The organism is Stenotrophomonas sp. RS-48, from assembly GCF_030053245.1.
Lineage (GTDB): Bacteria > Pseudomonadota > Gammaproteobacteria > Xanthomonadales > Xanthomonadaceae > Stenotrophomonas > Stenotrophomonas maltophilia_P.
The window spans coordinates 58,718-83,613 of the sequence record NZ_JASGBV010000029.1; the positions used below are offsets into that span (position 1 = coordinate 58,718).

21 protein-coding genes and 1 pseudogene are annotated in these 24,896 nt (G+C 67.4%); 9 read left to right on the forward strand and 13 right to left on the reverse strand.

Annotated elements, in window-relative coordinates:
* Positions 1–23 precede the first annotated feature (23 nt).
* The 8 genes from QMZ25_RS06665 to QMZ25_RS06700 are packed head-to-tail and all read left to right on the forward strand — an operon-like array spanning position 24 to position 7,216.
* Positions 24–974 carry an acyl-CoA desaturase gene (locus tag QMZ25_RS06665; RefSeq protein WP_180875146.1) on the forward strand — a complete coding sequence of 317 codons (951 nt, stop codon included), beginning with the start codon at positions 24–26 and terminating at the stop codon, positions 972–974.
* Position 975: 1 nt separating this feature from the next.
* Positions 976–2,253: an FAD-dependent oxidoreductase gene (locus tag QMZ25_RS06670; protein ID WP_193396567.1), complete on the forward strand. Its 1,278-nt coding sequence runs from the start codon at positions 976–978 to the stop codon at positions 2,251–2,253.
* Complete coding sequence (locus QMZ25_RS06675; protein ID WP_283219311.1) at positions 2,250–3,017, forward strand: DUF1365 domain-containing protein; 768 nt, start codon at positions 2,250–2,252, stop codon at positions 3,015–3,017. The genes QMZ25_RS06670 and QMZ25_RS06675 overlap by 4 nt, the downstream gene beginning before the upstream one ends.
* The gene (locus QMZ25_RS06680) at positions 3,014–4,273 is read left to right on the forward strand and encodes a cyclopropane-fatty-acyl-phospholipid synthase family protein (RefSeq protein ID WP_283219312.1); all 1,260 of its coding nucleotides are present in this window, start codon (positions 3,014–3,016) and stop codon (positions 4,271–4,273) included. Before QMZ25_RS06675 ends, QMZ25_RS06680 begins: the two co-directional genes overlap by 4 nt.
* 1 nt (position 4,274) lies before the next feature.
* Entirely contained in the window at positions 4,275–4,823 is a 549-nt protein-coding gene (locus tag QMZ25_RS06685; protein WP_253118453.1) for a DUF2878 domain-containing protein, read from the forward strand.
* Positions 4,820–5,605, forward strand: a complete 786-nt coding sequence (locus QMZ25_RS06690) for a DUF1295 domain-containing protein (protein ID WP_065175692.1) — start codon at positions 4,820–4,822, stop codon at positions 5,603–5,605. The genes QMZ25_RS06685 and QMZ25_RS06690 overlap by 4 nt, the downstream gene beginning before the upstream one ends.
* Entirely contained in the window at positions 5,602–6,675 is a 1,074-nt protein-coding gene (locus QMZ25_RS06695; RefSeq protein WP_065175693.1) for a cyclopropane-fatty-acyl-phospholipid synthase family protein, read from the forward strand. The genes QMZ25_RS06690 and QMZ25_RS06695 overlap by 4 nt, the downstream gene beginning before the upstream one ends.
* A gap of 7 nt (positions 6,676–6,682) precedes the next feature.
* On the forward strand, positions 6,683–7,216 hold the full coding sequence (locus QMZ25_RS06700) for a lipocalin family protein (protein WP_065175694.1): 534 nt from the start codon (positions 6,683–6,685) through the stop codon (positions 7,214–7,216).
* Between the two features lie 52 nt (positions 7,217–7,268).
* On the opposite strand, the gene QMZ25_RS06705 is transcribed toward QMZ25_RS06700, so the two are convergent.
* The 13 genes and pseudogenes from QMZ25_RS06705 to QMZ25_RS06765 form a co-directional block, all read right to left on the reverse strand.
* The gene (locus QMZ25_RS06705) at positions 7,269–8,021 is read right to left on the reverse strand and encodes a SapC family protein (protein ID WP_111186989.1); all 753 of its coding nucleotides are present in this window, start codon (positions 8,019–8,021) and stop codon (positions 7,269–7,271) included.
* Between the two features lie 110 nt (positions 8,022–8,131).
* Positions 8,132–8,404: a hypothetical protein gene (locus QMZ25_RS06710; protein WP_019659661.1), complete on the reverse strand. Its 273-nt coding sequence runs from the start codon at positions 8,402–8,404 to the stop codon at positions 8,132–8,134.
* Between the two features lie 156 nt (positions 8,405–8,560).
* Positions 8,561–10,597, reverse strand: coding sequence for an elongation factor G (gene fusA / locus QMZ25_RS06715; RefSeq protein ID WP_283219313.1), 2,037 nt, complete (start codon positions 10,595–10,597; stop codon positions 8,561–8,563).
* 370 nt (positions 10,598–10,967) lie between these two features.
* Positions 10,968–11,729, reverse strand: a complete 762-nt coding sequence (locus tag QMZ25_RS06720; protein ID WP_111186991.1) for a heme ABC transporter ATP-binding protein — start codon at positions 11,727–11,729, stop codon at positions 10,968–10,970.
* Positions 11,726–12,769 (reverse strand): iron ABC transporter permease, encoded by a 1,044-nt coding sequence (locus QMZ25_RS06725; RefSeq protein WP_053518563.1) that lies wholly within the window; start codon positions 12,767–12,769, stop codon positions 11,726–11,728. The genes QMZ25_RS06720 and QMZ25_RS06725 overlap by 4 nt, the downstream gene beginning before the upstream one ends.
* The gene (locus tag QMZ25_RS06730; RefSeq protein ID WP_283219314.1) at positions 12,766–13,818 is read right to left on the reverse strand and encodes an ABC transporter substrate-binding protein; all 1,053 of its coding nucleotides are present in this window, start codon (positions 13,816–13,818) and stop codon (positions 12,766–12,768) included. Before QMZ25_RS06730 ends, QMZ25_RS06725 begins: the two co-directional genes overlap by 4 nt.
* 51 nt (positions 13,819–13,869) lie before the next feature.
* Positions 13,870–15,258 (reverse strand): ATP-binding protein, encoded by a 1,389-nt coding sequence (locus QMZ25_RS06735; protein ID WP_283219315.1) that lies wholly within the window; start codon positions 15,256–15,258, stop codon positions 13,870–13,872.
* Positions 15,259–15,380: 122 nt separating this feature from the next.
* The gene (locus tag QMZ25_RS06740) at positions 15,381–16,409 is read right to left on the reverse strand and encodes an alpha/beta hydrolase-fold protein (RefSeq protein WP_345782728.1); all 1,029 of its coding nucleotides are present in this window, start codon (positions 16,407–16,409) and stop codon (positions 15,381–15,383) included.
* 201 nt (positions 16,410–16,610) lie between these two features.
* Positions 16,611–17,000 (reverse strand): annotated as a pseudogene (locus QMZ25_RS06745) (DUF805 domain-containing protein).
* Between the two features lie 81 nt (positions 17,001–17,081).
* On the reverse strand, positions 17,082–18,359 hold the full coding sequence (locus QMZ25_RS06750) for a replication-associated recombination protein A (RefSeq protein ID WP_227255445.1): 1,278 nt from the start codon (positions 18,357–18,359) through the stop codon (positions 17,082–17,084).
* A gap of 187 nt (positions 18,360–18,546) precedes the next feature.
* Complete coding sequence (gene lolA / locus QMZ25_RS06755) at positions 18,547–19,185, reverse strand: outer membrane lipoprotein chaperone LolA (RefSeq protein ID WP_065182198.1); 639 nt, start codon at positions 19,183–19,185, stop codon at positions 18,547–18,549.
* A gap of 111 nt (positions 19,186–19,296) precedes the next feature.
* On the reverse strand, positions 19,297–21,234 hold the full coding sequence (locus tag QMZ25_RS06760; RefSeq protein ID WP_283219317.1) for a DUF3857 domain-containing protein: 1,938 nt from the start codon (positions 21,232–21,234) through the stop codon (positions 19,297–19,299).
* A gap of 38 nt (positions 21,235–21,272) precedes the next feature.
* Positions 21,273–23,636, reverse strand: coding sequence for a DNA translocase FtsK (locus QMZ25_RS06765; RefSeq protein WP_283219318.1), 2,364 nt, complete (start codon positions 23,634–23,636; stop codon positions 21,273–21,275).
* A 233-nt stretch (positions 23,637–23,869) separates the two neighbouring features.
* Here QMZ25_RS06765 and trxB point away from each other — a divergent pair, with 233 nt between their 5' ends.
* Positions 23,870–24,841: a thioredoxin-disulfide reductase gene (gene trxB, locus QMZ25_RS06770; protein ID WP_053517948.1), complete on the forward strand. Its 972-nt coding sequence runs from the start codon at positions 23,870–23,872 to the stop codon at positions 24,839–24,841.
* Positions 24,842–24,896 lie beyond the last annotated feature (55 nt).

Genomic DNA, 24,896 nt, shown 5'->3' on the forward strand with positions numbered 1-24,896 from the left:
ACGCCTCTCTCGAGATCCGCCCCATGGCTTCCGCAGCGCCCCTCCGCAGCCGACGCGAACGCCTTCTGAGCACCATCCGGCGCTGGTTCGACGCCGGCACTGCAATGGACACCGACAGTGGGCGTGCGGATCGGATCGACTGGCTGCGCGCGGTGCCATTCGCACTGATGCACCTGGCCTGCCTCGGTGTGATCTGGGTGGGGGTGTCCTGGATCGCCGTGGCCGTGGCAGCTGCGCTCTACGCGATCAGGATGTTTGCGATCACCGCGTTCTATCACCGCTACTTCTCGCATCGAACCTTCCAGGCGCCGCGCTGGGTGCAGTTCGTATTCGCGGTGATCGGCGCCTCCAGCGTGCAGCGCGGCCCGCTGTGGTGGGCCGCGCACCACCGGCATCACCACCGCCACGCCGACCAGCCGCAGGACCCCCATTCCCCACGCCAGCGCGGATTCTGGCGCAGTCACATGGGCTGGTTCCTGACCCGCGAGGCATTCACCACCGACCTTGCCCGGGTGCCTGATCTGGCCCGGTTCCCGGAACTGCGCTGGCTGGACCGCTTCGACATCGCGGTGCCGGTACTGCTGGCGGCAGGCCTTTATGTACTGGGCGAACTGCTCGAACGGGCAGCGCCCGGCCTGCACACGTCCGGGCCGCAGCTTCTGGTCTGGGGCTTCTTCGTTTCCACCGTCGCCCTGTTCCATGCCACGGTCACCATCAACTCGCTGGCGCATCGCTTCGGCCGGCGCCGCTTCGATACCCGTGACGACAGCCGCAACAATCTGTGGCTGGCACTGCTGACCTTCGGCGAGGGTTGGCACAACAATCATCACTTCTTTCCCGGCTCGGTCAGGCAGGGCTTCCGCTGGTGGGAGGTAGACATGACCTGGTACGGGCTGCGCGCAATGGCCGCCCTGCGGCTGGTCAGCGGGCTCAAACCCATCCCTGCGTGGGTCCTGGACAAGGCGAGATACTGACATGCGCATCGCAGTCATCGGCTCGGGAATCTCTGGTCTGGCCAGTGCATGGTGGCTGGACGGCGAACATGACGTCACGTTGTTCGAGGCCAACGACTATCTCGGCGGACACACCCACACCCACGACATCGAACTGGGCGGGACGCGGATGGCTGTGGACACCGGGTTCATCGTGTTCAATCCGCTGCACTATCCGCTGCTGAGCGCGCTGTTCGACGAGCTGGGCGTCACCTCGCAGCCCACCACCATGAGTTTCTCCATGCACAGCGAGCGTTCGGGCGTGGAGTACAACGCCACCTCGCTGGACGGCCTGTTCTGCCAGCGACGCAACCTCGTTTCGCCGCGCTTCTGGGGAATGCTCTCCGACCTGCGGCGCTTCTATCGCGATGCGCCGCTGCTGCTGGCCGAGCGGGAAGGCCCAACGCTGGGCGACTACCTGCGCAGCCAGCGCTATGGCAAGGCCTTCGTCGACGAGCATCTGCTGCCGATGGCGTCGGCGTTGTGGTCGTCGCCGACGGCGACCGTCCTGGACTTCCCCGCACGCTACCTGGCCCAGTTCATGGCCAACCACCAGATGCTGCAGATGACCGGCCGCGCGCCGTGGCGCGTGGTGGAAGGTGGCTCGGCGCGCTACGTGGACGCCCTGCGCCGCCGCTGGCGGGTGCACGAGCGACTGGAGTGTCCCGTCCTCGCCGTCGAGCGGATGCCCTGGGGGGCGCGCGTGCACAGCGCTGCGGGCGTGGAAGGATTCGATGAAGTGATCCTCGCCTGCCACAGCAACCAGGCGCTGGCACTGCTGGCCGATGCCGATCCGATCGAGCGTGACGTACTCGGTGCCATCCGCTACCAGCCCAACGACGTCGTACTGCACACCGATGCGTCCCTGCTGCCCCGCAACCGCAAGGCATGGGCTGCATGGAACGCGCATGTGCCGCGCGATCCCGCGGCCCCCTGCACCGTGAGCTACTGCATGAACCTGCTGCAGGGACTGCCCGGCGACATCCCGCTGGTCGTGACGCTCAACCGCACCGAGGCGATCGACCCACGCCGCATACTGCGTCGTATGAGCTATGCACACCCGGTGCACGATCATGCTGCAGTCCGAGCCCAGCAGCGCTGGGCCGACGTACAGGGCCGCCGCCACACCTGGTTTGCCGGAGCCTACTGGGGGTGGGGTTTCCACGAAGATGGCATCCGCAGTGCCCGTCGTGTCGTCGACGCAATGCGGACCTGTTCGCCACAGCCACGTCCCATGACACAGGACGAGGCCGCCGCATGAGCGCCAGCGCCCTCTACTTCGGCCACGTGATACACCGCAGGCACCAGCCGCACGCGCACGCCTTCCGCTACCCGGTCGCGCAGCTGCTGCTTGATCTCGACGAGCTGGACACGATCTTTGCCGGACGATGGCTGTGGTCCTTGAACCGCCGCAATCTGGCGGAGTTCCGGCGCAGCGACTACTTCGGCGACCCCTCGATGCCGCTTGCCGAGGCGGTCCGCCGCCATGTCGCAGGCGTGCGGGGGCATCGCCCGGCGGGCCCCATCCGCCTGCTGACCCATCTGCGCTTCGGCGGGCACGTCTTCAACCCGGTCAGCTTCTATTACTGCTACCAGCCTGACGGCAGCTCACTGGACTGCATCGTGGCCGACATCACCAATACGCCCTGGAAAGAGCGCCACGCCTACGTCCTGTCAGTGGCAGAAGCGGCCAGCGAGCCGGGCTCACTGCGCTGGCAGTTCCAGAAGCGCTTCCATGTGTCGCCCTTCATGGCGATGGACTGCACCTACGACTGGCGGTTCAGCACGCCCGGCGAGGACCTCAGGGTCCACATGCAGGTTCTGCAGGAGGGCGTGCGCCAGTTCGACGCCACGCAGCACATGCAGCGACGACCGCTGGACGGGCGCGGCCTGGCGAAGGTGCTCACCCTGTATCCCTTGATGACCGTGCAGGTCGTTGCGGCGATTCACTGGCATGCGCTGCGGTTGTGGCTCAAGCGCAACCCGGTCCATGACCACCCCTCACTTGCCGGAAAACCGCGATGAACGAGATGACTCCATCGGCAGCCATGCCCCGGGCCGGCGCGCTCGACGCATACCTGCGCCAACGCCTGCTGTCCCAGCTTGCACCGCTGCGCGAAGGCCAGCTGCGGGTACGGGATGCCCTCGGCGAAACACTGCTGGGCGACGCTGCGGGGGAACTGCATGTCACTGTGACCATCGATGACCCGGCGTTCTACCGCAAAGTCGCCGCACAAGGCAGCGTAGGCGCCGGCGAGAGCTACATCCATGGCGACTGGCAATGCGACGACCTGGTTGCGCTGGTACGCCTGCTGGTGCGCAACCGCAATCTGCTGGACGGCATGGAACGTGGCCCGGCACGCATCGGCGGCTGGCTGCTGCGCGGCTGGAACCGGCTGCGCCGCAACAGCCGCGAAGGCAGCCGGCGCAACATCGCGGCTCACTACGATCTCGGCAACGACTTCTTCGCCCTGTTCCTGTCAACGGACCTGATGTATTCATCGGCACTGTTCGCCAGCGAGCAGGACACGCTCGAGGACGCCTCGCGGCGCAAGCTCGATCGCATCTGCCAGCAGCTGCGCCTGGCACCCGGAGACCGGGTGGTCGAGATCGGCACGGGCTGGGGCGGATTCGCACTGCATGCCGCGCAGCATTACGGCTGCCATGTCACTACCACCACGATCTCCGCCGAGCAGCATGCGCTGGCCACGGCACGGGTGCGCGCCGCGGGTCTGGAGGATCGCATCACCCTGCTGATGAAGGACTATCGCGACCTCGACGGGCAGTACGACAAGCTGGTCTCGATCGAGATGATCGAAGCGATCGGCGCCCAGTATCTGGACACCTACATTGCCACCCTGCAACGGCTGCTCAAGCCGGACGGGCTGGCCCTGCTGCAGGCGATCACCATTGAAGACCACCGCTACGAGCAGGCGCGCCGAAGCGTGGACTACATCAAACGCCACGTGTTCCCCGGCAGCTTCATCCCTTCCATCAACGCGATCATGGCCGCCAAGACCCGTGCCAGCGATCTGCAGCTGCTGGCGCAGCAGGACTTCGGTCATTCCTATGCGCTCACGCTGCGGGCGTGGCGCCAGCGATTCCTCGCACAGCTTCCCGCAGTGCATGCGCAGGGGTTCGACGCCCGGTTCTGCCGTCTGTGGGAGTTCTACCTGGCCTACTGCGAGGGCGGCTTCCTGGAACGTTCGATCGGCGTTTCACACCTGCTGCTGGCACGCCCCGGCCATCGGGGCAGCGCGCACGCCAGAGGCGCACACTGACATGCGCCGCACCTGGCTCAATCTGCTCGGCAACCAGGCGGTCTGGCTGTGCGCGGTCGCTGGCGCCGGGCGCGGGCTGCAATGGCCAGCACTGCTGGCCGCCACACTGTTCGTGGCCAGCCAGCTCAGCACCAGTCCCCTGCCCCGGGTCGAGCTCCGCCTGCTGGTCCTGGCCCTGGCCTGTGCGTGGCTGGTCGATGGCGCCGCTGCCGCCGCGGGCGTGGTGCGTTATGCCGCTGCGCCCCTAGGCTGGGTGCCACCGCCCTGGATCCTCGCACTCTGGGCGTCCTTCGCGATGACGATCAACGCATCGATGGCCTTCCTGCAGCGGAACATGGCGCTCCCCGTGTGCTTTGGCCTGCTGCTTGCCCCGCTGGCGTACCTGTCCGCCAGCCGCGGCTTCGACGCCGTGCAGCTTTCGCCCCCGGCCTGGAAAGGCCTGCTGACGCTGGGTATCGGCTGGAGCATCGCCCTGCCGCTGCTGTGTAGCGCTGCGCGTCGCTGGTCGAGGCTGGCCATCCGCCCACCGTTTGCCGGAGCCCGACCATGAACGCCCTGCCCTGGGTTGCCCTGTATGCCCTGCTCATCATGGCCTGGGGATGGGCATGGCAACGCCGCCACCGCAACATCGGCATCGTCGATGTGCTGTGGGCGAAGGGCGTCGCTGCGTCAGCGCTGATACTGGCCCTGCTCGGTGACGGCGCCGCGCTGCCGCGTGTGGCCCTTGCGGTGCTGGGCGGCCTGTGGGGCGGCCGACTCGCGCTGCACCTGTGGAGCCGCGTGCGGCGCGAGGCCGAGGACGGGCGTTACCGATACCTGCGAGATCACTGGCAGAGCCACCAGGGCAAGATCTTCGGCTTCTTCATCGCCCAGGCGCTGCTGATCGTGCTGTTCTCCCTGCCATTCGTGGCCGTCGCCAGCAACGACTCGCCCGCCGCGGCGGGCTGGGTTGCCGCCGCTGCCGTAGTCTGGCTGTTGAGCGTCGGCGGCGAGGCGCTGGCCGACCATCAGCTCGCACGGTTCCGCGCCGACCCGGCCAACAAGGGGCGCACCTGCCGCACCGGCCTCTGGCGGTACTCGCGGCACCCCAACTACTTCTTCGAATGGCTGCACTGGTTCACCTACGTCCTGCTCGCGGTCGGCTCGCCATTGGGCTGGCTTGCGTGGACAGGACCGGTGCTGATGTACCTGTTCCTGCGCTATCTCAGCGGCATTCCCTTCACCGAAAAGCAGGCGTTGCGCAGCCGTGGTGAGGACTACCGCGACTACCAGCGCAGCACGCCGATGTTCTTCCCGTGGTTCCCGCGTTCGTCCAAGGAGCACCTGCCATGACTGTCGCCACATCACTCGCAACGCCTGCCGATCCGGAAACCGGGCTGATCGCCTGGGCCGAGCGCGGCCTCATTCCGGATGTGGCCCTGCGCTCCGGTATCCGCCGGCTGTGCGCCCAACGCCTCCAGGAAGAGAGTGCCGGGGGCATCGAGGCGCAGTCCGCGCGCTTCAACCAGTGCCTTGAGCAGTTGGCCGGCAGCCCGGTCGCGCTTCATGTCGATGCCGCCAACCGGCAACACTATGAAGTCCCCGCCGCATTCTTCCAGGCCTGCCTGGGCAAGCGCCTGAAATACAGCAGCTGCTACTACCCGAGCGGTCGCGAGACCCTGGACGAAGCCGAAGTCGCCATGCTCGAGCTCTACGGCGAGCGTGCCAGCCTGGCTGACGGGCAGCACATCCTTGAACTGGGGTGTGGCTGGGGCTCGCTGACCCTGTGGATGGCCGAGCGCTTCCCGGGCGCGCGCATCACGGCGGTGTCCAATTCGCACAGCCAGCGCCAGCACATCCTTGAACAGTGCAGGCTGCGCGGGCTGGGCAATGTCGAGGTGATCACCTGCGATGTGAACCGGCTGGAGCTGCCGGCCGGCCGTTTCGACCGCTGCGTTTCGGTGGAGATGTTCGAGCACGTCCGCAACCATGCGCAGCTGATGTCACGCATCGCGCAGTGGCTGAAGCCCGACGGCGCGCTGTTCGTGCACATCTTCGCCCACCGCACCCTGATGTACCCCTTTGAAACCGAAGGCGGCGATAACTGGATGGGGCGGCACTTCTTCACGGGTGGGCTGATGCCCGCTGCCGACACTCTGCTGCACTTCCAGCAGGACCTGCGCCTGCAGCGGCGCTGGCTGCTGGATGGCACGCATTACCAGCGTACGGCTGACCACTGGCTGGCGAACCAGGATGCCGCGCGTGAACGCATCATGCCGATCCTGGAGGCAACCTATGGCAGGCCGGCGGCAAGGCAATGGTGGAACCGCTGGCGCATGTTCTGGATGGCCTGCGCCGAGTTGTTCGGCTACGACAACGGCCAGCAGTGGCTGGTTGCCCATTACCTGTTCCGGCCACGTTGAGGTCACCATGCGCCCCCTTCCGCTGCTCTCGTTCCTGGCGATCGCCCTGTTCGGCACCGGCTGCAGTTCAAGTGACCTGCGCCCTCTGCCGCGACCGCAGGCGGTCGACGTTCCCCGCTTCATGGGCGACTGGTACGTCATCGCCCATATCCCTTCCTGGCCGGAACGCGAAGCGTTTGACGCCATTGAAAGCTACGCGCCGCGGCCGGACGGCCGCATCCAGACCACCTTCACCTATCGCAAGGGCAGTTTCGACGCACCGCAGCGATCGATGCACCCGATCGGCAGGGTCGAGAAGGAAGGCAACGGCGCCATCTGGGGCATGCAGTTCGTATGGCCCATTCAGGCCGAGTACGTCATTGCCTGGATCGATAGCGACTACCAGCAGACCATCGTTGCGCGTAGCAAGCGCGACTACGTGTGGTACATGGCCCGCACCCCGCAGGTCTCTGCGGAGGACTATGCGCAGGCAGTGAAGCGCATCGCCGCGATGGGATATGACACCCGCGAGCTGCGGCGCGTGCCGCAGTCACTGCGCTGACGTCCCGCACGGACCGAGCCCCGCTGCGCGGGAGCCCGGCCCTTCAGCCCGCTCAGGCTGCCAGGCGTTCGACCTGGCGACGGGTCAGGTCGTTGAAGCGGCCCAGCGACATCAGGTGCTGGTGGATCAGGGCCAGCCAGCCGCTGCGGTGCCATTCGATCACGGTTTCCTCGGGCAGCGCGACGAACTTCTCGACGTCGACCACCTGGAAGCCGTTGAGGTTGAACTCCTGACCGTTCGGAGCGCGTACGGTCGCATTGCGCTCGACCAGCAGCCCCTTTTCGATGAGCGCCTTGGAGAAGGCCTGGGTCTGTTCGTGCTCGCGGGTGTACTGCCCGCAGAACTCCAGCGCCTGCTGCACCATGTCGGTGGCCTTGCCGTCGGCGAACAGCGCCTGGCCTTCCTCGCCTCCCTTGACTACGCGCGGGCTCGCTTCATCGATGCCGAGCAGGAAATCGTTGTCCGCGCCGGTGTCGATGAAGATGAAGGGGTGGCGACGCAGATAGGCCGGAATGTAGGCCTCGTCTTCCCACAGCCCGTCCTTGATGAACAGGTTCTCGTTGGTCACGCCGACGGCGGCCATCGGAACGGCGCCCGGGCCGGCGAACAGGATCGGGAAATGATGCAGTGCCAGCGAGAACTCGCCGAGCACCAGCGGAATGGCGTTGTTGCCGGCGGCGAAATCAAGCTTGCCCGGCAGGATGCGCAGGTCGGCGTGCACATCAGCCTGCAGCGGCACCGGACGGGTGTAGAACAGGGGGGTGCCGGCCTGCGCCGCTTCGGTGGTGGTGTCGCTGGTGGTCATCGTAGGAACCGTTTCGTCATGCGCGCCTGCCATCCCGGGCGCGCCAGCGGGAACAACCTGAATCCCGCATTATCAACAAGCCGGGTGACGACCACCACCCCGGCACTGACTTATTTCAGCTGCAGCGGATAGCGCTGCCACAGGACGTGGACAAGGAAGCCCGCCAGTTCGGTGTCGCGCGCACTGACCGCGGCGCGGATCTTGTCCAGCAGGACCATGTCACTGCAGGAGCGCACATCGGCGTGGTTGGCCTGGCCCGACCTGCGTGCGCGGTAACGCGCGGCGCGCTGCGCATCGCTCATCGCGTACCCGAATTTGGGCGGACGACCGCGCTTGCGCGGCAGGGTCAGCTCCAGGGTTCCGGGGTCTTTGTCATCACGCATGAGTGGGGGCAGACAGCGGCAAGCAACGACGGGTGCGCAATTTATCGTGAGGCATCACTTTAATCCAGCTTTTTCTACACTTTTGTTGCACTGCAATGCGCCCTGCCGCCGCTCGCCGGCAGCAAGAGGGGCCCGCGAACGGGCCCCTTGCACACTTCAGGCAGCGCGTACCGGCTCGTAACCGTGCAGGTGCGCTTCACTGCTGGCGCGCCCCTGGCTGAGCGAGCGCAACGCAGTGGTGTAGCCCACCAGTTGCGCCAACGGTGCAAAGCCGCTCACTTCGGCACGGCCCTCCTGGTCCTCGATGCGCGCGACGCGACCGTGGCGACGGTTGAGGTCGCCGACCACGTCGCCCACCGACGCCGAGGGCGAATGCACCGTTACCGCCATCACCGGCTCCAGCACCTGCGTGCCGGCACTGGCCAGCGCGGCCCTGACGGCCTCACTGCCGGCCCGGTGGAACGCCATGTCCGAGGAATCCTTGGCATGGGTCTGGCCGTCCACCAGGGTCACTTCGATGCCCACGACCGGATGCCCATGCGGTCCTTCCGACAGCGCCGCACGCGCACCCTTCTCCACCGCTGCGATGAAACCACGGGGGATCACGCCTCCGACGATGCGATCGTTGAACACCACCTGGTCGTCCTCACGCGGCGCCACGTCCAGCACCACATGGGCGAACTGGCCCTGGCCACCGCTCTGCTTGACGACCCTGCCGACCACGCCGGAGACCGCGCGCAACGGCGTTTCCTGGTAGGCAACGCGCGGCGAACCGATGCCGACATCGACCTTCCATTCGCTGCGCAGGCGCTCGACCATCACCTCCAGGTGCAGTTCGCCCATGCCCCATACCAGCGTTTCGCCGCTCTCGCGATCGGTCTCCACGCGGAATGACGGATCCTCCTGGGCGAGGCTGGCCAGCCCCTGCGCCATGCGGATCAGGTCCGCTGCGCGCGCAGGTTCCAGGCGCCACGCGAGCACCGGTGCCTGTGCCTGGATGCTCTCCAGGCGCAACGGCTGATCGCGTGCGCTCAGCGTTTCACCGCTGATCGCATCCTTCCAGCCCAGCACCGCGACGATGTCACCGGCCACGGCCTGCTCGATGTCATGGGTCTGGTCTGCCTGCACCCGCACCAGACGGCTCACACGCCGACCCTGCGGATGCTGCGAGCTGGCCACAGCGTCGCCTGCCTTCAGCGTCCCCGAATACAGCCTCACGAAGCTCAGCGCACCGTGCTGCTGATGGGTGATCTTGAACAGCAGGCCCGCCAGCGGACCCTCCGGATCCGGCGGCAGCAGCACGTCGCCGGCCTCGCCTTCGGCAGTGACGGCAGGCCGATCCAACGGCGAAGGCAGGTAATCGACCACCGCATCCAGCAGCGCCTCGATGCCTTTGTCCTTGAACGCCGCACCCGCAAGCACCGGCACGCCCGCACCGGCCAGCGTCGCCCGCCGGAGTGCCGCGCGCAGCAGTTCCGCATCGATCACCCGGCCTTCCAGCCACGCATCGGCCAGACCCTCGTCATGGTCGGCCACGGCCTCCACCAGCGCGTCGCGCCGCGGTTGCCACTGGCTGCGTGCAGCGTCATCCCACGGCGTGATGGTCACCACGCCGCCGTCGCGCCACTGCAGCACGCGCTCATCCACCAGATCGACCCAGCCGCTGAAGTCGCTTTCGCTGCCCAGCGGCACACCCAGCGCCCACGGCCGCGCCTGCAGCTTGTCCCGCAGCTGCTCCAGCACGCGCTCGAACGAGGCGCCGACACGATCCATCTTGTTGACGAAGGCGATCAACGGCACCCGGTGCCGGCGCGCCTGGCGCCACACCGTTTCCGACTGCGGCTGCACGCCATCCACGGCAGAGAACACCGCGACGGCACCGTCGAGCACCCGCAGCGAACGCTCGACTTCAATGGCGAAATCGATGTGGCCCGGGGTGTCGATCAGGGTCAGCCGATGCGGCGGCAGATCGCGCGGCGCCCACTGCGCCTGCACGGCTGCTGCGCCGATGGTGATGCCACGCTCGCGCTCGATCGCTGAGAAATCGGTGGTGGCGTTGCCGTCATGGACCTCACCGACGCGGTGGATCTCGCCGCTCTTCCACAGCAGTCGTTCGGTGAGCGTGGTCTTGCCGGCGTCGATGTGGGCAATGATGCCGAGGTTGCGACGACGGGAAAGGATCTGGGTGTTCATGTGATGGGTTCCTGCAAGCCAACTTCGGGGGCCGCGCACCCCCGTTGGCGACAGGGTGCGCGGCTAGCGTTCGGTCTCGGCGATCTGGTGCATGGCACGTTCTCCTTGCGGTGCAGCGGGTGGATGAAAGGGACTGCGGAAACGAAAAGAGCGCCCCGGAGGGCGCTCTGTGGATGGTCCAACGGTGGCCGATTCAGCGGCCCCGTCGAGCTCCAGGCAGACACGCCCGTTCCGCGCTTGCGCGGGTCAGGGTGAAAAACTTCAGGAGCGGCATCCGGCTCATGGGGCGCATTCTAGACCTGCCAATCTGGCGCGCAAGTGCTGATTGCGCGCACCAGTGGAACGATGAGGATTCCTTTCGCCGCCCGGATCAGGTGACCACCACCAGCGGCACGCCCCGCTTCGGATGCTCCAGCACGACCACGTCCTGCTGGTAGACCCGCTGCAGCGTGTCCACGGTCAACACCTGCGCGGGTGAGCCGTCGGCGGCCACCCTGCCCTGTTCCAGCAGCACGATGCGGTCGGCATGGCCGGCGGCCAGATTCAGGTCGTGCAGCACCACGATCACGCAGGCCCCGGCCTCGGCACAGGCACGCACGCTGCGCAGCGTACGCTCCTGGTGGCGCAGATCCAGCGCAGCGGTCGGCTCGTCGAGAAGCAGCAGCGGCGTGTCCTGCGCCAGCACGCGCGCGAACGTGGTCCGGGCCGACTCGCCACCGGACAACTGCTGCACCTCGCGCAGGCGCAGCGCCTGCAGTTCGGTCGCGTCGATCGCGGCCTCCACCTGCGTGCCATCGCGTACGGGATCGGGCGGGTGTGGCAGGCGCCCCATCGCCACCACCTCCTCCACGCTGAAGGCGAAGCGCACGCCGTGCTCCTGCGGCATCACCGCGCGCTCGCGCGCCAGTGGACCGGCCTTGTAGCCGGCCAGCGGCCTGCCAAGCAGGCTCACCTCACCCGCATCGGCACGCAGATCGCCTGCAGCGACTGCCAGCAGCGTCGATTTGCCAGCGCCGTTGGGCCCCACCAAGGCAGTGACCGTCGCCGGCTCGAACGCCAGGTTGATACCGTGCAGGATCTCGCGCTGCCCGCGTCGCACCACGACGTCGCGCAGATGAAGCAGGGCCGTCATGGGGCTGCCTTGCGGCGCTGCTGCAGCACCAGCCAGAGGAAGAACGGTGCACCCAGTGCAGCCGAGAACAGACCGAGTGGAATCTCCGCCGGCGGGTCGAGCGTGCGCGCGGCCGTATCGGCCACCACGATCAGCAGCGCCCCCAGCAGGCCGGAAAGGGGCAGCAACCAGCGGTGCCCCGGCCCCACCAGCATGCGCGCCACGTGTGGCACCACCAGGCCGACAAAGCTGATCGAACCGGCAAACGCGACGGCCGCACCCACCAGCAGGGCACTGAACGCCACCAGCCGGCGGCGGGTCCGTGCCACGTCCAGGCCCAGATGCTGGGCCTGGCGTTCCCCCAGCGCCAGCATGTCCAGTGGCGTTGCCAGGCGCTGCAGCGCGAACACGCCGATGGCGAACAACGGCACCACGGCGGCGACATCACTCCAGCTGGCGCGGGCCAGCGAACCCATCTGCCAGAACACCAGCGACTGCAGTTCGCTCTCGCTGGCGATGTAGGTCAGGAAACCGATCAGCGCCGAGCAGAACGCCGCCATGGCGATGCCGACCAGCAACAGCGTGGCATTGCCACTGCCCTTGCCCGGCCGGGCAAGGGCGTAGGTCAGGCCGATCGCCAGCGCACCGCCGGCAAACGCGGCCACCGGCACCAACCAGCCGGCCGCACCTGCAGCACCGAGCACGATGGCGGCGACCGCGCCCAGCGCGGCGCCCTGGCTGACGCCGACAATGCCCGGGTCCGCCAACGGATTGCCGAACAGGCCCTGCAGGCTGGCACCGGCCATCGCCAGCGATGCCCCCACCACCGCGCCCAACAGGGCGCGCGGGATGCGCAGCTGCCAGACCACCGCCAGGTCGCGGCTGCTCACCGCCTGCGGATCGAGCAGCCCCATCTTCACCGCCAGCGCCTGCAGCACCTCCAGCGGTGGCAAGCGCAGTGGCCCGACCGCAAACGAGGCCAGAATGGCGGCCAGCAGTGCCAGCATCGCCACCATCAACATCGTCCGCCCGCGACGACGGCGCCGGTCCGCCGGACTCATGCCTTCGGCAGCGCCGCCAGCGCCCGCGCCAGCGCCAGTGCGCCAGCCCCGGAACCTACGCTGGTGTACTTGAGCTGCACATCCGGCATCACCCAGACCCGGTTGGCCTGCCCGGCCGGTGTCTGCTTCAGCGTCGGGTACGACTTCCACAGGCCCTCGGCACCGCCGAACAGCTGCAGATCGTGCTCGGTCACCAGAATCACCTCCGGTGCCGCGGCGACCACGCCCTCATTGCTCAGCTGCGAGTAGTTCTGCACTCCCGCTTCGGTGCCGATGTTGACGCCGCCGGCCAGCGCGATCAGTTGCGCCGATGCGCTGTCGGCGCCCGCAACGGTCGGTGCGCCACCGGCACCGGTGGCCGACACATGGATCACACGCGGCGCATGGCCCAGGCCCCGGCCGATCGCTGCGGCCTCATCCAGCTGACGCTGCACCTGCGTGGCAAGCGTCTGCCCTGCTTCGGCCAGCCCGAGTGCGGCGGCGACCTTGCGCACCTTGTCCGGCGCCGGCTGCAGATCGTCGATGACCACCGCCGGCTCCCCCACCTCGCGCAGCTTCTTCGCCAGCTCGGTGTGGCGGCGCAGGCTGTTGCCCAGGAACAGCGAACCCCGCAGGCTCAGCACACCCTCCACACCCGTGGTGCGGTTGAACAGGAACTGGTGCGGCGCAGCCCGGCCAGCCTCGGTGGTGGTGTTGGTCGGGGCGGCAAATACCTGCTTGCCCAGCCCCAGCGCCTCGATCACCGCGATGACGTCGTCGCCACCGGCGATGATCCGGCGGGTGTCGGTCACCGCGATATCGGCGCCGTCATCGGAATGCACCTTGGCCGGCAGCACGGCCTTCTGGTCATGCACGGCCGGCATCTCGGCACCGGCCACGCGTTTCCAGCCTGCCGGCAACGCGGTGTCCGCGGCGGCCGCCATCGCCGCCGGCGGCGGTTCGGAAGGCTTCTTGGCATCGGAGGGAGCCGACGAGCCGCCACAGGCAGCCAGTGCCAGCGAAACAGCCAACGGAAGTGCGCACAGGCGCAGACGGGGCACGATGTTCATGGACGTTCTCCTTGCTGGCAGGGCGACGCGCGCGCCGCCCTGCCGTCTGACTTACTGCTTCGGGGTGATGCGGGTGATGCGGTCACCCTTCGGGTCTTCAGCGCCGCGCGACTTGTTCACCGCGAACACGTTGCCCTTGCCATCGGCACGGACGTGGTTCGGCAAAGTGCCGCCGTCGAGGTTGGCGACCACCTTGCCCTCGCGGTCGACCACGGTCACGGTGCCGGCGCCACGGTTGCTGACATAGGCCAGGCCGGATGCATCATCGAAGGCGACGTTCAGCGCACCCGCGCCCACCGGCACATCGTGCAGCACCTTGCCGGCTGCGACGTCGACGATCAGCAGGTTGTCGGTGCCCTGCGACGCCACGTACAACCGGTTGCGCGCCGCGTCGAACGCCACGCCCGACGCGCTGATCGAGTTGCCCAGATCGATCACCTTCTCGACCTCACCGCTGGCCACGTCGATCACTGCCGCCTCCGGCGTGCCGATGCTGACGGTGAACAGCTTGCCGCCCTTCTCGTCCAGCACCAGGCTCATCGGCGTGAACTTGCCGTCATCCACGCCCGATTCAAGCGTCACCGCGGGCAGCTCCTTGAACGTCTTCGCATCGAATACCGACAGGTGATCCTCACCGGTGGCCGAGGCAAACACCTTGCCGCGGGTACCATCGATCACCACGTCGCGCGCATGCGGCACCGCATCGACCGGGAACTGGTGCACCAGCGACAGATCCTTCTGGCGATAGACGGCCACGCTGTTCTGACGGGTATTGGTCACCCACACGTTGCCGTTGGCATCATCCACGCCCACGCCGTACACCGCATAGACCGCGCCGTTGGTACTGCCCGGCACCTGCGCCGGAGTGATCGCCTTGCTGACCTTCAGCGACGCCGGGTCGATCTTCAGCAGCTGAGACTGGGTCACCGGCGGCCGGCCGACCGCGGAGGTCACGAACAGCGCATCGCTGGCGGCGCTGTAGGCGGACTGGTACAGGCCCGGCACCAGCTTGTTGGACTGGGTGGTGAACTGCGCCTGGCCCGACAGCGGCAGCTGCGGCGAGACGCGCAGCTTCAGCACCGTCGCGGCGGCCGGCTGGCTCGCCCGCACCACGACCGGATGGGTGCCCGGCACGGCATCGGCGGGAATGGCCAGCTGGGTCTTGAAGTTGCCATCGGCATCAACCACCACCGGCTGGGCGTTCAACACGCTGTCGCCGCGCAGCAGGCTGACCTTCTGGCCCGGCACGAAGCCGCGACCGACCACATCGGCGGTGCTGCCCGGCACCACATTGTCGCCGCGCGAAACCACCTGGCCCTTGAACGTGGCGTTGGCCGGTTGATCGAATACCGGCTGTGCGGTGGCCGCGACGGCCAGCAGCAGGCCGGTGGCCAGGGTGGTGAAGCGAAGCGAAGGACGAAGGGAGGAACGGAACGACATGACAGGCTCCTTGCACACGTAGGCCGCGCCACGTGGCGCGGGATTCATCGGTTGCCTGGGCCGCTGCACGCGGGCAGCCTCGCCTGGGTAGTGGGGTCGCACGGCACGCCGCGCGAAGGGATTCATTCGCTGGACGGCCCATCGGTTGCACTGGCGCCATCGCCTGCACTGCGATCGGTCACCCCGTACAGCTCATGCAGCGCCGCGTGGAAGGACGCCGGCAGCATCGGGCCATGGCCCAGGCCAGGAAACTCGCGGTACTGCACGCTCAGCCCCGGCACCCGGCGCAGCCGCTCGGACAACTGCATCGCCGCGTCAGGCGTGGCGCCGCCGATGCGGCGCAGGTGCGCGACCACCCGCGGGTTGTTCAGGTCACGCTTGCCGCGGTCGCCGACGCGCTCAGCGCCTCCCAGCATCAACCAGACCCTGGCCGGCTGCCCATGGACGTTCTGCACGAACTGCTGTTCGGGATCGCCCAGCGCCGCGCCCTGCGCCCACCACAGTGAGGGCCTGGCGGCGAGATAGGCCTGGAACGCGGCCGGCCGGGTGTACAGCGCGTTGAGCACGAACAGGCCACCGAGCGAGTGCCCCCACAGCGCCTGCTGCCCGGTGTCGACGCGCGCGCGACGCTCCACCTCGGGCTTGATGCGGCGTTCGATCACATCAAGGAACGCCGCAGCGCCCCCGCCGACCGCCTGGGTTGCGCCGCTCTCATCGTCGGCGCGGTCGATCCATGCCGTGTAGTCACGGGTCCGCGCCTTCGAGTCGATGCGCAGATCATTGTCGTAGCCGATCAGCACCAGCACCGGAGGCGCCTTGAGTGCTGCAAGTTCAGCCAGCAGCGGCTGGTCGAGCACCATCGCCACCGCATTGCCATCCAGCGCGTACAACGCCGGCGAAGGTGCACTGGAGGCGCGGACCGGAATCGCCAGATTCACCCGCCAGCGGCGCTGCGTGTCGGCACTGTCGATCACGAAATGCTCGAAGCGATAGCTGGCGGCCGGCTCATCCAGCACGGTGTGGCCGATCTTCTGCAGCGGATTGCGCTGCTGCGCGTACGCATACGGGGTAGCCAGGAGCAGACCCATCATCAGGACGGCAAGGCCGCGGGCCAGCGGACCACGGTGCGGAGGCAGGACGAAATGCTTCATCGGCGGGCGACGTCAGCGGCCTGGGCCGCTGTTTCACAAGGGACCGCAGTCTACCTTAAACGCGAATGATTATCACAACGATCAAACGTCACACTGTGTATCACGCGCGCGATATCGCGGCGTCATGGGACGCATCCTCTCGTTCCCGCCAAGGCGGGAGGGCCGATTCCCAGGACCGGGCGCTGCCCGGCGGGTGCCGCGTCAAGGGCCCGCAGGCACGGGGCCGTACGGGTTTTCCTGCGGCGTGCCGGGCAGCAGAGCGAACACCAGGATCACCAGGCCGCCCATCGGCACCAATGCCAGAAGATAGAGCCAGCCGGACTGGTTGCAGTCATGCAGACGGCGCACGGTGACGGCGATCAGCGGCACGATCGTCGCCAGCTACATCAGGCCCAGCAGCACCATCGTGCCGATCAGGATGGCGCTCAGTGCATCCGGACTGGAGCGCATGAGGATCGCCAGCACGCCGGCCAGCAGCGACACCGCCGTGGCCACCAGAAACAGGAACAGCTGGAACATCCAGTATTCGCGGCGATTGGCCCGACCCTCGAACTGGGCGTAGCGCTTCAACGCCAGAGTCATGTCCTGCATGAACGTCATCCTTGAGAAGTGAACCGGGGATTCTCTCGAATCAGCGTGGACCCGACAATCGGATTGGTTGCATAACGGCGATCAACGCCGCTTCGCCGCCCGCGCCGCCTCGCGCTCGGCGCGCAACCGGTCGAGCTTTTCCTTCAGCTTGATCTCCAGTCCGCGCGGCACCGGGTTGTAGTACACGCGCTCGCCCATCGCATCGGGGAAGCCGGTCTGATCCAGGGCGATCCCGCCTTCCGCATCGTGGTCATACTGGTACTCGGCACCGTAGCCCAGTTCCTTCATCAGCTTGGTCGGCGCGTTGCGCAGGTGCAGCGGCACCTCTTCGGTACCGCTCTGGCGCACGTCGGCCTTGGCCTGGTTGAACGCCGCGTAGCCTGCATTCGACTTGGCGGTGCTGGCCAGGTACAGCACCAGCTGGGCGAACGCGAGCTCGCCTTCGGGGCTGCCCAGCCGTTCGTAGATGTCCCACGCTTCCAGCGCCATGCTCTGTGCGCGCGGATCGGCCAGGCCGATGTCCTCGATCGCCATGCGCGTCAGCCGGCGCGCCAGGTACGACGGATCGCAGCCGCCGTCGAGCATGCGGGTCAGCCAGTACAGCGCCGCATCGGGATTGGAACTGCGCACCGACTTGTGCAACGCCGAGATCTGATCGTAGAACTGCTCGCCGCCCTTGTCGAAACGACGGGTGCGGTCGGCCAGCACCTGGGTGAGCGTCTGCGGGGTGATGTGCCCGCCCTCGCCCCCCGCCAGTTCGGCAGCGATTTCCAGCAGGGTCAATGCGCGGCGCACGTCGCCATCGGCAGCGGTGGCGATCTCCAGCAGCAGCTCGGGCGCAACCTCGATGGACTCCTGGCCCAGGCCGCGCTCGCGATCGCCCAGCGCCCGCTGCAGTGCCTCGACGATGTCGGTGGGCGAGACCGCCTCCAGCACGTGCACACGGCAGCGTGACAGCAACGCCGAGTTCAACTCGAAGGACGGGTTCTCGGTCGTGGCACCCACGAACAGGATGGTGCCGCGCTCGATATGCGGCAGGAACGCGTCCTGCTGCGCCTTGTTGAAGCGATGCACCTCATCGACGAACAGCACGGTACGCCGGCCTTCGGCGAAACGCTGCGCCGCTTCTGCCAGGACCTGGCGCACCTCCGGCAGGCCGGACAGCACGGCGGAGATGGCGCGGAACTCGGCATCGGAATACTCGGCCAGCAGCAGCGACAACGTGGTCTTGCCACAGCCCGGCGGGCCCCACAGGATCATCGAATGCACGCGACCGGACTCGACTGCCCGGCGCAGTGCGCTGTCCGGAGCGAGCAGGCGCTTCTGCCCGACCATTTCATCGAGCGTCTGCGGACGCATGCGCTCGGCGAGCGGGCGCAGGTGCTCCCGATCGACACTCAGCAGATCGGGGCCGGGGAAAGAAGTGGAGCGTTGTCTTGGCACCCGCTCATTGTACCGCGCCCCCCCGTCGGTCGCGCCGGGCCATGCCCGGCGGATCGGCGAAATGCGCACATTGGTAGCGCCGGGCCATGCCCGGCGTCACGCATCAGTTGCCGATGACGTCGGTGCCGGCCGGCGGGCTGAAGCGGAAGGTCGAGGCCGCGAACGTCGGGTTGCGCTTCCAGCCGCTGAAATTGATCACGGTGCGCTGGCCGACCGCGTCGGTGATCTCCATCCTCGCCAGCCCCTGGGCGTTGAAGCCTAGTGCGGCGTACTGGAAGCTGGCCTCGGTATCGCGCTTCGGCGACAGCGACAGCCACTGCAGGCCATCCCGTTGTGCCGCCTCCTCGCTGAGGTCGTACTGCTGCTCCAGCAGCGCCGGGTTGATCAGCGCGGTCAAGGGGCTGTTCTGCTCTTCCTTGCCCTGCTCGCGCACGGTGGCCTGCTCCAGGTCCGGCTCGTACATCCAGACCTTCTTGCCGTCGGCCACGATCAGCTGTTCATGCGGCCGCACGTACTCCCAGCGGAACAGGCGCGGGGCCGACAGGGCCACGCGGCCGCTGGTCGACTCCTTGACCTTCCCGCGGCTGTCGAACACCTGCTGGCTGAACTGGCCATCCAGGCCCTTCAGGCCGCTGGTGAAGTTCTTCAGGTCATCGCGGGCACCCGCCCACGCGCTGCCCGCGGCGGCGCAGGCCATGGCGAGAGTGCTGGCGGCAAGAATACGGCGGAGGCGGACGTTCATGCGGGAATCCTGTGGGCGCGGGCGCAAGGAAAGGTGGATGCCAGTGTGCCCGGGCAAAGATGAATGGGCGATCAGGGCGACATTATGCCGCCCCGCACGTCCACCGGCGATTCAGTTGGCAGGCGCAGGCAGCCTTCCATACAGAACCTGTCCGCGGAAGCCGCGGCGCACTTCGCGATACAGCGCGCGGAACGCGGTGTAGTCCTGGGGCTGGCACAGTGCCTCCGGTCCACGCACGGCATTCTGCTGCAGGCGATGGTGGACGATCACCTCCTGGCCCTGCCGGCTCCAGTCCACCCGGTACTCGCCCGCGGCATTGGCAAAACGCTGGCTGGCCGGAACGGCGATGATCGGCGCGTTGGCCGGGAACTGCAGGCGATAGGTTTCTTCACGCAGGCTCGCGTTGCAGTAGAACGGCGTCTCGTTGGCCGGTGCAGACGCGGTAGCGTACAGCCCGCGCACCGACTCGCCGCCTGGCGGATCCGGCACCGCCATGCCCCCGGCCACGCTGAAGTCCACGTAGTCTTCCGCCTGGAAGGCCATGCGGTAGCCGAACGGCCGGGTCAGATCGACCGGGACGCCCTGCAGCTGCAGCTGGCCGCGGCCATCAAAACCGGACGCCGCCATGATCGACTCCTCGGCGCGCGCCCGATTCTGCGCATTGAGCTGGGCGAACTGTGCGCGCATGCCGATCTCCGCATTCTCGCCCAGCTGCGGAATCGTCTCGCCACGCAGATTGCCGTTGGCATCGAACGTGAAGCGCACCTCCATCGAGGTTGCGTTGCGCTGCGGACCATTGGCCGGCGTGCGTGCCAGGCTCGCGTCGGCCGTGCGCATCACCGGCGCGCCCAGGTCGCCCTCGGGCAACTGGCCGAAGCGCGCCCAGGCGGTGGTCGAATCCAGGTACAGATCGAACTCGGGAATGTAGGTGATGGCGTGGTTGAAGCGCCCCAGCACCGGAATCTTCGGCAGCGTCGGCCCGCCACCGGCGCCGATCAGCACCGGCGAACTGGCAATTCCCTTGGCGGCCAGCAGGGCTTCCAGCAGGGTCACATGGTCCTTGCAGTCCCCATAGTGGTTGTCGAGGATGCTCTGCGCGCTGTTGGGCTCCAGCCCGCCATTGCCCAGGTACACCGCGACGTAGCGGATGTTCTGAGCGACCCAGCGGTACAGCGCATCGGCCTGCGAGCGACGGTCGCCGATGCCTGCGGTGACCTGGTCGGCCAGCGCCTGGATCTCCGCCGTGACCTGCGCGGCGGGACCGGCCTTGAGCTGGTACGCCCGGCCCATCTGCGCCCAGTCACGATAGGTGCTGGCCATGATGTTCGGGCCGAACTCCCAGCCGGCGGCCGACCAGTTCTGCGCCTGCATCGCCTCGCGGCGCTGGTAGCGCCAGCGCCACTGCGCCTGGCCGTTCCTCACCACCGGGCGATCGCTGCCCTGCACGCCGCGGCTGTCGACGAACATCGGCAGGTTGGCCGGTGCGCTCAGCGTCACCTCGGCATCCTCGTATTCGGTGAACACATTGAAGGTCTCCCACAGGCCGAAGTAGCCCGGGAAGTACGGCGTGGCCTGGGTGCGGCGCACCTGGTAATACAGGCGCGTGCCCGGCGCCAGGTTCGGGAACACGATCACCCGCACCTTGCGGTCGGCGTACATCGCTGCCGAGGCGCTGGAATAGCTTTCCTGGGTGTAGATGCGATCTGCCGGAACGTCACGGCGCTGGCCATCGGCGGTGATGGTGTAGGCGTCGAGCACCTCCAGCGTCTCCATCTTCTCGCTGTAACTCAGCCGCACCTGGCTGAACTGCTCGACCGAGGCCTTGGTCTTGAGCAGGACCTCGTAGGTCGCGGTCTGCACATTGCCTGCGTCGGGCCGCACCTGGTAGTCGGCGCGATAGCGGACGATGCTGAAGTTGTTGCTGGCTTCGGTATCGCCGCTGGTGGAAGGCGGCGCCGTAGCGGGCGCGGGGGTGGCGGTCTCCGCCAGGGCCGGGCTGGCGGCCATCAGGCCAGCCAGCGCCAGCGCGCGTGGTACGGGATGAAGCATTCGTCGGATCCTTGGACGTCGTGGGGGTACGTCGGGCCTTACTTCGGCGGCGGCGGTGCCAGCACCGTCCGGTCGCCATTGTGCTCGGGCGCACTGACAACGCCGGCCGCTTCCATGGCCTCGATCAGTCGCGCCGCACGGTTGTAGCCAATCTTCAGCCGGCGCTGCACGCCGGAAATCGACGCGCGGCGGGTCTCCGTGACCACCCTCAGTGCCTCGTCATACAGCGGATCCGACTCGTCGCCGCCGGCACTGGTTTCCGGCAGGCCGGTGGCACCCACCACCACGCCGTCCCCCAGGGTCTGAACCTCGTCCAGCACGCCCTCGATGTAATCGGCCGGACCCATCGCCTTGAGATGCTCGACCACGCGATGCACTTCATCGTCGGAGACGAACGCGCCGTGCACACGCTCGGGCATGGCGGTGCCCGGCGGCAGGTACAGCATGTCGCCGTGCCCCAGCAGCGTCTCCGCGCCGGACTGGTCGAGAATGGTGCGCGAGTCGATCTTCGAGCTCACCTGGAACGCGATGCGGGTGGGAATGTTGGCCTTGATCAGGCCGGTGATCACATCCACCGACGGACGCTGGGTGGCCAGGATCAGGTGGATGCCGGCTGCACGTGCCTTCTGTGCCAGACGTGCGATCAGTTCTTCGACCTTCTTGCCGACGATCATCATCATGTCGGCGAATTCGTCGATGAAGATGACGATGAACGGCAGCGTCTCCAGCGGGCGCGGCGCCTCGCCCAGCTCCGGGTTCGGCTTGAACAACGGGTCCATCAGCGGCTGGCCGGCGTCCTCGGCGTCCTTCACCTTCTTGTTGAAGCCGGCCAGGTTGCGCACGCCCACCGCGCTCATCAGCTTGTAGCGGCGTTCCATCTCCGCCACGCACCAGCGCAGGCCGTTGGCGGCCTCCTTCATGTCGGTGACCACCGGCGCGAGCAGATGCGGGATGCCCTGGTAGACGCTCAGTTCGAGCATCTTCGGGTCGATCATCAGCATCCGCAGATCTTTCGGCGAGCCCTTGTACAGCAGGCTCAGTACCATCGCATTGACGGCCACGGACTTGCCCGAGCCGGTGGTACCGGCCACCAGCAGGTGTGGCATGCGCGCCAGGTCGGCCACGGTCGGGCGGCCGGCGATGTCCTTGCCCAGCGCCAGGGTCAGCACGCTGGAGGCCTTGTCGTACTCCTTCGAGCGCAGCAGCTCGGACAGGAAGATCATCTCGCGGGTGACGTTGGGAATCTCCAGGCCGATCACCGACTTGCCGGGAATCACATCGACCACGCGCACCGACTTGACCGACAGGCCGCGGGCGATGTCCTTGTCCAGCGAGCTGATCTGGCTGACCTTGATGCCCGGCGCCGGCTCGATCTCGAAGCGGGTGATGACCGGGCCCGGATAGGCGCCAACCACCTGTGCGTCGATGCGGAAATCCTTCAGCTTGAACTCGATCTGCCGCGACAGGGTCTCCAGTGTCTCCTCGTCGTAGCCCTTGGGCTGCGGCTTGGGATCATCCAGCAGGGCCAGCGGCGGCAGGTCCGAACCATCGCCGTTGACGCCGCGGAACATCGGTATCTGGTTGTCACGCTTGGCCCGGTCGCTCTTCTCGATCACCGGTTCCGGGCGCGGTTCGATCTTCACCGGCTCGCGCTTGGCGCGCACCTCGGCGTCCGCCTTGCGGACTTCCTGGCGCTCCTCGCGCAGGGCACGGGTCTGCTTCCACTCGGTCGCCTGTTCCTTCTTGCGCTCCAGCAGCGGCGCCAGCGACATCACCCCACGGCCGATCTTCTCCATCACCGTGAACCACGACAGGCCGGTGGCCAGGGTGATCGAGGCCAGCAGCAGCACCAGCACGAACAGGTTCGCGCCCAGCGCTCCGAACCCGACGGTGAGCGAGTTGCCCACCAGCTTGCCAAGGATGCCGCCCGCACTGGACACATCACCATTGAACAGGCGCACATGCAGGAAGCCGGTACCGGCGATCAGGAAGCCGACCAGACCGACCAGGCGCAGGGCCGGATCGAGGTCGTTCTCGCCCTTGCTTTCCCGCTTGAGGCCGAACATGGCGATCCAGGCCAGCGCGCCGAGCACCACCGGCAGCAGGAACGCGATGTAGCCGAACAACTGCAGCAGCACGTCGGCGATCCAGGCACCGGCGCGGCCGCCCATGTTGTGCACCGGCGCGACCACGCTGCCGGTATGCGACCAGCCGGGGTCCGACGCCGAGTAGGTGAGCAGACTTGCCGCCAGGTACAGCAGGGCCGGCGCGATCGCGATCAGGCCCAGGTCGCGCCAGAGGCGCTGGCGGCGGGGGTTGTCGGTCGTCGCCGCCGCCGCGGCCGTGCGACGTGACGCCTTGCTGTCGTCGGACTTGGAGCGTTCGGGGACCTGCTTCGCCACCTTAGACCATACCTTTGGAATGCGCTGTTAGTGATTGATAATAAATGAGACGGCGTCAGTTTTCAGTTATGCGACGCTGCGAGGCGCCCTCCGGGGCCGGAAACCGTCGATGGGCGACGGCGTTCTGTTCATCGGCTTGAATCGCCCTGCCCCAGCCGCCACTCTATGACCTGCCATGGATGCTGCGCAAACATCGCCAGCGCCTTGTCCCACTTACCTTTTCGCGAGTTTACATGAGCACCAGCCTGCCCTCCCGCCACCAACGGCTTGTCATCCTCGGTTCCGGCCCGGCCGGCTGGACCGCTGCGGTCTACGCCGCCCGCGCCAACCTGAAGCCGGTCGTCATCACCGGCCTGCAGCAGGGCGGTCAGCTGATGACCACGACCGAGGTCGACAACTGGCCGGGTGACGCCCATGGCCTGATGGGCCCGGACCTGATGGCGCGCATGCAGGCTCACGCCGAGCGCTTCGAGACCGAGGTCATCTTCGACCACATCCACACCGCCGACCTGTCCCAGCGCCCGTTCCGGCTGATCGGCGACAGTCACGAATACACCTGTGACGCCCTGATCATCGCCACCGGCGCCACCGCCAAGTACCTGGGCATCCCGACCGAAGAGGCCTTCAAGGGCCGCGGCGTGTCCGCCTGCGCCACCTGCGACGGCTTCTTCTACCGTGACCAGGACGTGGTCGTGGTCGGCGGTGGCAACACTGCGGTGGAAGAGGCCCTGTACCTGTCCAACATCGCCCGCAAGGTCTACCTGGTCCACCGCCGCGACACCCTCAAGGCGGAAAAGATCATGCAGGACAAGCTGTTCGCCAAGGTCGCGGCCGGCAAGATCGAAACCGTCTGGCACCACCAGGTCGAGGAAGTGCTGGGCAACGATGCCGGCGTGACCGGTGTGCGCGTGAAGTCCACCCTGGACGGCAGCACCCGCGACATCGACGCGCACGGCTTCTTCGTGGCCATCGGTCATCACCCGAACACCACCCTGTTCGATGGCCAGCTGGCGATGAACAACGGCTACCTGGAAATCCGCTCGGGCCTGGGCGGCAACGCCACCCAGACCTCGGTGGAAGGCGTGTTCGCCGCGGGCGACGTGGCCGACCAGCACTATCGGCAGGCCATCACCTCCGCTGGTTTCGGCTGCATGGCCGCACTGGATGCCGAGCGCTATCTGGATGCACAGGGCAAGGCCGGCTGAAGATTGCTCCACGCCATGACTGATCCTGGGGGCCGGCGCGGAAGCGCCGGGCGTT